General features: G+C 76.8%; 3 protein-coding genes. All 3 read right to left on the bottom strand.

All coding sequences use genetic code 11. From position 1 onward, the window contains the following. Positions 1-654, bottom strand: a 654-nt coding sequence (locus tag ACTUAL_RS15385; protein WP_440900739.1) for a thioesterase II family protein, incomplete at its 3' end; no start/stop codon positions are given. Then, positions 632-1,915, bottom strand: coding sequence for a cytochrome P450 (locus tag ACTUAL_RS15390; protein WP_440900740.1), 1,284 nt, complete (start codon positions 1,913-1,915; stop codon positions 632-634). The genes ACTUAL_RS15385 and ACTUAL_RS15390, both read right to left, overlap by 23 nt. Then, positions 1,912-2,714, bottom strand: an 803-nt coding sequence (locus ACTUAL_RS15395; RefSeq protein ID WP_440900741.1) for a non-ribosomal peptide synthetase, incomplete at its 5' end; no start/stop codon positions are given. The genes ACTUAL_RS15395 and ACTUAL_RS15390, both read right to left, overlap by 4 nt.

The raw sequence follows: 2,714 nt of genomic DNA on the forward strand, positions 1-2,714 counted from the left end.
GGTGAACCCGCCACCGGGCGCGCAGTCGCGCCACCCGCCCATCTGGTCGGGGCGGATCTCCGCGTCGGCGGACCAGCCGATCGCGCAGACGTCGGACCCCGGCGCGAGGGGCGCGTCGAGCCGGTAGGCCCGGTTCGCGGCGAGGTCGGCGCGCAGCACGCCCAGCCCCAGCTCGATCATGTCCGGGTCGGGGGCGCCGCCCAGGGCGCGGGTCAGCTCCGCCAGCTCCAGGGACAGCTCGGCGTCCGACATGGACAGGAACCGGCCGAACGGCCCCTCGTGCGGGGCGACCTGGGACGAGGCGAACAGCACGGTCGGGACGGGCCCGCCGGTCTCGGCCAGCCGGGCGGCGGTGGCGAACGCGGCCAGCGCTCCCCCGCAGTGCCCGAAGAACGCGAACGGCCGGTCCAGGTGCGGCAGCAGCGCGGTGGCGGCGAGGTCGGCCAGCTCCGGGTAGCCGCCGTGGTGGGGTTCGCGGATGCGGTTCTCCCTGCCCGGCGGCTGCACGGCGCACACCTCCAGGTCGCCGACCGCGCGCGGCCACCGGGCGTACATCGAGGCGCCCAGCCCCGAGTACGGGAAGCAGAACAGGCGGGCCCGCGCGTCCGGGTCCGGCGCGCGCAGCAGCCACTTACCGCGCCGGGGTGGCGGCATCGGCTTCCCCCTTCAGCTCGTCGGCCGCTCCCGGCCGCAGGACCGCGCGCACCGGCAGGCTCCGGATGCCCGCGACGAAGTTGGAGCGCAGGTGCGTGACGGGCCCGGCGGCCTCGAACCGCTCGACCAGCCGCACCAGCTCGCCGAACAGCATCCGGAGCGCGACGCGGGCCAGCGGCGCGCCGACGCAGTAGTGCGGGCCGAAGCCGAAGGCCACGTGCCGGTTGGGGTTGCGGGCCACGTCGAAGTGGTACGGGTCGGCGAAGACGCGCTCGTCGCGGTTGGCCGAGCCCAGCCAGGCCACGACGGCCTCGCCCGCGCGCACCGGCCGCCCGCTCAGCTCGGTGTCCACCGTGGCGTAGCGCATGAAGTGGTTGGCGGGCGAGGCCCAGCGCAGGCCCTCCTCGACGGCGGTGGCGGTCTGCCGGTCGGAGCCGGTCAGCCGCGCGTACTCGTCGGGGTGCTCGACGAAGGCCTGGACGGTGGCGGAGACGGCGTGCGGGGTGGTGACGTTCGCCCCGAGCAGCAGGCTGTAGCAGTTGTAGACGACCTCCTCGACGCGGACGCGGCGCCCGCCCACGTCCATGCGCTTGAGGAAGCCGACGAGGTCGTCGCGGTCGTCGCGGCGGTGCGCCAGCTCCGCGAAGTACTCGAACAGCTCGTGGTGGGCGGCCACGAGCGCCCCGTGCCCGGCCTCCGCGCCGAACAGCGGGTCCTCGGGCGCCACGGCCTGGGTGGTCAGCCGGGCCAGCTCGGGCCAGTCGGACTCGGGCAGGCCCATGAGCGCGCCGGTGAACTCCATCGGGAACCCCAGGCCCCGCTCGGCGACGTCCCAGGCGCCCTCCCGCGCCAGCGGCGCGATCAGCCGCCGCACCACGGCGAGCACGTCCGGGTGGCGCGAGCGCAGCGCGGCGAACGACAGCGCCCTGCCCAGCGGCTCGCGCAGCGCGGTGTGCGTCGGCGGGTCGCTGGCGGCCATCATCAGGTCGCCCGCCGGGTCCTCGCCGCCCAGGATGGACAGCAGCGTGCCCCGGCGGGAGGTGAACCGGGTGTGGTCGCGCAGCACGGCGCTGACGTCGGCGTGCCGGGTGACGGAGGCGAAGGACCGGCCGTCGGGCAGGGTCTGCCGGTGCACGGGCGCGTGCTCGCGCATCGCGCGCCACGCGGCGTGCGGGTCGCCGTCGGAGTAGGTGCGGGCGTCGAACAGGTCCACGGCGTCGAGGTCGACGTCCTGGTCGCCGGTGGGGGCGCTCAGCCTCATCGCGACTCCTCCAGCGCGCCGAGGTGCTCGGCCAGCTCGGCGACGGTCGGGTTCTCGTAGAAGGTGCGGGCGCGCACGAACAGGCCGCGCTCGCCCGCGATCTCGGCGGTGATCCGGCTGGCCAGCAGCGAGTGGCCGCCCAGCTCGAAGAAGTCGTCGTCCACGCCGACGGCGTCCACCGCCAGCACGTCCGCCCACAGCTGCGCCAGCCACCGCTCCCGCTCGGTCGCGGGGGCGCGGTAGTCGGCGTCCACGTCGGCCCTGGTGCGGACCGGGGTGGCGGCCAGCGCGGCGCGGTCGAGCTTGCCGCTGGGGGTGAGGGGCAGCGCGGGCAGCCGGGTGAGCGTGGAGGGCACCAGGTGGCGGGGCAGGCGCTCGGCGAGCGCGCGGCGCAGCTCGGGCGCGGACACCGGGTGCTCGGCGGTGTAGAACGCGGCGAGCCTGCGCCCGCCGGAGGTGTCGGCCTGCGCGACGACGGCCGCGCCGGTGACGTCGGGGTGGCGCAGCAGCTGCGCCTCCACCTCGGCGGGCTCGACGCGGAAGCCGCGCACCTTCACCTGGGCGTCGGCGCGGCCGACGAACTCCAGCACGCCGCCGGGCAGGCGGCGGGCGAGGTCGCCGGTGCGGTACATGCGGGCGCCGGGGGCGGTCGGGTCGGGCAGGAAGCGCTCGGCGGTCAGGTCGGGGCGGCCGAGGTAGCCCAGGGCCAGGCCGTCGCCGGTGGCGTGCAGCTCGCCGACCTCGCCGTCGGGGACCGGGCGCAGGTCCTCGTCGAGCAGGTGGACGCCGCCGCCGCGGA

This window comes from Actinosynnema sp., from assembly GCF_052038725.1.

Excerpts from the sequence above, each read along its gene's own strand:
- ACTUAL_RS15390 (WP_440900740.1), bottom strand. The coding sequence starts at position 1,915 with ATGAGGCTGAGCGCCCCCACCGGCGACCAGGACGTCGACCTCGACGCC.